General features: G+C 52.7%; 2 protein-coding genes and 1 pseudogene. 1 reads left to right on the plus strand and 2 read right to left on the minus strand.

The features are described from left to right. The coding region (locus ACEW8P_RS08135) for a M23 family metallopeptidase (protein WP_373512590.1) at positions 1-726 on the plus strand (726 nt) is incomplete at its 5' end. Between the two features lie 8 nt (positions 727-734). Here ACEW8P_RS08135 and ileS read toward each other — a convergent pair. Next, positions 735-4,403 (minus strand): isoleucine--tRNA ligase, encoded by a 3,669-nt coding sequence (gene ileS, locus ACEW8P_RS08140; RefSeq protein ID WP_373512591.1) that lies wholly within the window; start codon positions 4,401-4,403, stop codon positions 735-737. 112 nt (positions 4,404-4,515) lie between these two features. Continuing rightward, positions 4,516-4,893, minus strand: a pseudogene (locus ACEW8P_RS08145) (hypothetical protein); the annotation flags it as partial.

Below are 4,893 nucleotides of genomic sequence, written 5' to 3' on the forward strand. Positions count from 1 at the left end.
TTAATGGGATGGAATGTAAAGGAAGAGACGGAGCCAACGCCTTCGGAGCAACTGATTGGCTTCTGTCAGCAATTTGAGCAAATCCAGATAGACATCCGGGAGTGTAACGTCAGTCCTGACTCGGCGGCGCGGGCGTTTCAGTCAGTCATGCGAAATATTCGCGGGACGATGAACGAAATCAACTCCTGCCAAGGTCGGAATGCCAATAGTTTTGTATTCCCGGTGCGCGGCTACCTGCCCAAATACTCCATCGGTGGTCGTGGTCGCGGCTACCGCGCCAAGAATTTCGATCTCTTCGATATGGAGGCGCAGGGTAGTCATCCGGCCCACGACCTTTTTATCAAAGATGGCGACCAGGACAATCTCGATGACCGCCAATGCCGCCCCGTGGATTTACTTTCAATGAGCGCAGGCGTCGTGCTGGCTACCGACACTACTTGGCAGCCCGGCAGCGAACTGCGCGGCGGAAAGTACATCTGGGTGTATGACCCTTGCCTAAACGGGCTATTCTACTACGCCCACAACAACCTCGTGTCTGTGCTACCCGGTCAACTGGTCAAGGCCGGACAAAAGCTGGGCGAAATTGGCCGTACGGGCCTCAACGCTTACAAAGAGCGCTCCCCGACGCACGTACACATGATGTTTCTTCGACTGGACAGCACCTACCTTCCCCAACCGGAGAACCCGCTAACGTGGTTGCGGGAGGCGGAGGTAGTGAAATGGTAAGTGGCTTTTTACACTACTTCCACCCGTACCTTCAACAAAAACTCGTCCATCTCAATTTCCGTCGCCGTACCGTTCAGATCGGGGACGAGGTCGAGACCCACGGCCTGCACCTCCTGACAGATGTAATCGCGCTGCGAGGCTACGGCTTCGGTGAGCGTGGCGTCGTCGTTTTGCAGCGTGATCTGGATTTTGTCCGTTACCTCGAAGCCGCTGTCTTTGCGAAGATTCTGAATGCGGTTGACGAAGTCGCGGGCGATGCCTTCGCGGCGCAAGTCATCCGTGATCGTCACATCCAGCGCAACCGTCAGGCCATCTTCACTGGCAACGAGCCAGCCGGGAACATCCTCGGCGGTGATTTCGACTTCTTGCAGGGTAATGAAAACAGGCGGCTCAGTATCCGCCAACGGAAACTCGTTGTCCCGCTCAAGTACCTTGATGTTTTCCTCGCTCATTTTTGAAATAGCTGCCGCCACTTCCTTCATGCGCGGGCCGAATTTTGGACCAAGGGCTTTGAAATTGGGCTTAATTTTCTTCTTTAAAATCCCGCTGTCGTCGCTGACGAATTCCACGGTTTTGATATTGACCTCTGACAGGATAATTGGCACCACGCTTTCGATTTGGCGACGCGTTTTGTCGCTCAGCACTGGAATCAAAATTTTGGACAGCGGCTGACGTACTTTGATCTTGTGGCCCTTGCGGAGCGAATGCACCAGCGAGCTGATGTCCTGCGCCAACTGCATGGATTGTTCCAAATCGAGGTCGATCCAACCGTACTCGACGGGATGCCAGTCGGTCAGGTGGACGGATGAGTGCCGGAAGGGGGTGTTTTTGAGTTCAGACTCAGCCCGCACGTGTTCAGTTAGATTGCGGTAGAGCCAGTCGGCGTAGAAGGGCGCAATGGGCGACATGAGTTGCGCCACCGCCGCCAGACAGTGTTGCAGCGTTTCGTAGGCCGCTTTTTTATCCAGCGTCAGCTCGCCGCTGCCTGTACTACCGGTCCAGAAGCGCCGCCGCGAAAGCCGCACGTACCAGTTGGAAAGCTGGTCGGTCACGAAATCCTGCACCAGTCGCCCGGCTTTGGTTGGATTATAATTCTCGAATTGCTCGCCGACTTCCTTAACCAAAGTATTCAGTTTCGACAAAATCCAGCGATCCAGTTCGGGCAACTTCTCATGCGGTACTCGGTCGAATTGATTGATCGAATAGTTGTCAAGATTGGCGTAGAGCGCGAAGAAATTGTAGGTATTGGATAGCGTCCCGAAAAACTTTCGCTGTACTTCGCCGATGCCGTCGAGGTTGAATTTGAGGTTGTCCCAAGGCTCGGCGTTGGTGATCATGTACCAGCGCGTGGCGTCAGCACCGTATTCGGCCAGGGTCTTGAACGGGTCGGCGGCATTGCCCAGGCGTTTGGACATCTTGTTGCCATTTTTGTCCAAAACCAAACCCGTCGAGACGACATTCTTGAAGGCTACCGAATCGAACAGCATCCCGGCGATGGCGTGTAGTGTAAAGAACCAGCCGCGCGTTTGGTCCACGCCCTCGCTGATGAAGTCGGCGGGGTAGCTTTCGTTGAAAATCTCGTGGTTCTCGAACGGATAATGCCACTGCGCGTAGGGCATCGCGCCCGAGTCGAACCAGACATCAATCAGGTCGGTTTCGCGGGTATAGATAATCCATCTACGCATGAAATCACTTTGATATAACTCTACCTTTGCTATGTTATCGACAAAAGGTCTATGTAAATCGAGTTTGTTTTCATCGACCCTTTCTAGAAATTTTATCAGATATTCAAAATTTAGACTATACCCCAACCTTTTGTTTAACTCGTCAAAAGACCGAGGAGAAAAATCAAACTTATCGTCTATCCATTCTTTATGATACCTAGAATCTAAGTCTCCAAGCCAAAGTCCTAGACCTTCCATCAGTGCTTTGTCTTCCTCACTCCTCATCGGCCCCTCAGAAGTAAGCGCTGATTTTAGATGATTGAAAGTTTTCTTGAACTCTTGGAAGCGTTCTCCCCCAAAATAATACCATCCTTCACCCGTGACTTCTTCGACACTCCCAATGCAAATTTCATTTGGCAGGCCGCTAATGCCAACGGCGCTTTCGCTGCGCCAGATCGGCAGTGGCGTTCCCCAATAGCGGCTGCGGCTCAAATTCCAGTCCACCAGGTTTTCCAGCCAGTTGCCGAAGCGGCCCGTTCCGGTACTTTCAGGTTGCCAATTGATGGTTTTGTTAAGAGCCACCAGCTTTTCCTTTATGGCCGTGGTCTTGATGAACCAGCTATCGAGCGGGTAGTACAGCACGGGCTTGTCGGTGCGCCAGCAGTGCGGGTAGGGGTGTTCGTATTTCTCGACTTTGAATGCCTTGCCCTCCTCTTTGAGTTTGATGGCTATCAGCACATCCGTCGGCTTGAAATCAGGATCTTCCTGCTCCTCGGCGGAGTAGTATTCCGGCTTCACGTAGCGACCGCCAAACTCCCCGATTTCTTGCACAAAACGTCCCTGACGATCCACAATGGGAACATCCTTGCCGTTTTCGTCCTGCACCATGATGGGCGGAATGCCGTTGGCCTGCGCCACGCGAAAGTCGTCCGCGCCGAAGGTAGGGGAAGTATGAACTACCCCCGTACCGTCTTCGGTCGTGACGAAATCACCTAAAATGACACGGAAGGCTGGGGTATTTGGTTGGACGTAGGGCATCAATTGTTCATACTCGATGCCTGCCAGGTCTTTGCCTTTGAACTCCGAAAGTACCTTCCAGGGAAGTACTTTCTTGTCGCTCTCGGCATAGCCTTCAAAATCGCCTTCCTTGCCCTTCTCCGAAAAAAACTGTCCTACCAAATCCTTCGCCAGTACCACGCTGACGGGTGCAAAGGTGTAGGGATTGAAGGTCTTGATCAGCACGTAGTCGATGCTCGCGCCGACGGTCAGGGCCGAGTTAGCGGGGAGGGTCCAGGGGGTAGTTGTCCAGGCCAGGATACGGATATCTTCGGTACTAAAATCTCTAAAAGCGGCGTGCGTCTCGGCGTCCTTAACCTTGAACATCGCTACGATCGTCGTGTCTTTCAAGTCTTTGTAAGTGCCGGGCATATTCAGCTCGTGCGACGACAGCCCCGTTCCCGCCGCCGGACTGTACGGCTGAATGGTGTAGCCTTTATAGAGTAAACCTTTGTCGTAGAGCTTTTTGAGCAAATTCCACAGGCTCTCTATGTAGTCGTTTTCGTAGGTGACGTACGGGTTGTCCAGGTCCACCCAGTACCCCATTTTCTCGGTCAGGTCGTTCCACTGACTGGTGAAGCGCATCACCGTTTCGCGGCATTTGGCGTTGTATTCCTCGATGCTGATTTTGGTGCCGATGTCTTCCTTCGTGATGCCCAGTTCCTTCTCGACCTGCAACTCGATGGGTAGTCCGTGCGTGTCCCAGCCGCCTTTGCGCTTCACCTGGAAGCCTTTCAGGGTTTTGTACCGACAAAAAATATCCTTGATCGCCCGCGCCATCACGTGGTGGATGCCGGGCGCACCGTTGGCCGAGGGTGGCCCTTCGTAAAAAGTAAAAGTAGGCTGCCCCTCACGAACATCGACCGATGCCTCGAAGATTTTATTCTCCTTCCAGAAGTCGAGTACTTCGTCGGCGATTTGCGGGTAGCTGAGGTTTTTGTATTCTTGGTATTTCATAAATCGTTATTAGTTCTTGCGGGGCCGCCCGTGTGATTCATCGTTCGGCGTGGGCCGGTGCTACGGGGCACCTCGCCAGAAAGAAAAAGATGGCAAATTTAACGATTGTTTGTCAATGCAGTGGAGCATCGAAATAACCCCAACCCATAAGACGGTCGATGAACATAGCGACGCGCATCGGAAAAGGCTCCACCCAAATGATTTTATCGTAGCCCATGGTGTATAGGAGCGGATGGATGACGCAGACCAAGGCAACGAAAAAAAGTAACAGACGTTGCTCGCGAACGGGAACCGATTTTACTAATACCAAACCCGTAATGAAGAATACAGGGAAGCCATAAGACATGGCCCGGTCGATGTCGTGGATGAATACGACGGACACGATTAACACCAACATCCCAATAACGAGCGCGAGGAGCAAAAACCGGTTTCCGCTGCACCAAAGCAACAAAAAAGCCGCACCGATGAGTAGCCACATCCCTTCGAAGGC

Source organism: Persicitalea sp., from assembly GCF_041751555.1.
Taxonomy (GTDB): Bacteria; Bacteroidota; Bacteroidia; order Cytophagales; family Spirosomataceae; genus Persicitalea.

Coding starts and splice junctions, on each gene's coding strand:
- ileS (WP_373512591.1), bottom strand. CDS start 4,403: ATGAAATACCAAGAATACAAAAACCTCAGCTACCCGCAAATCGCCGAC.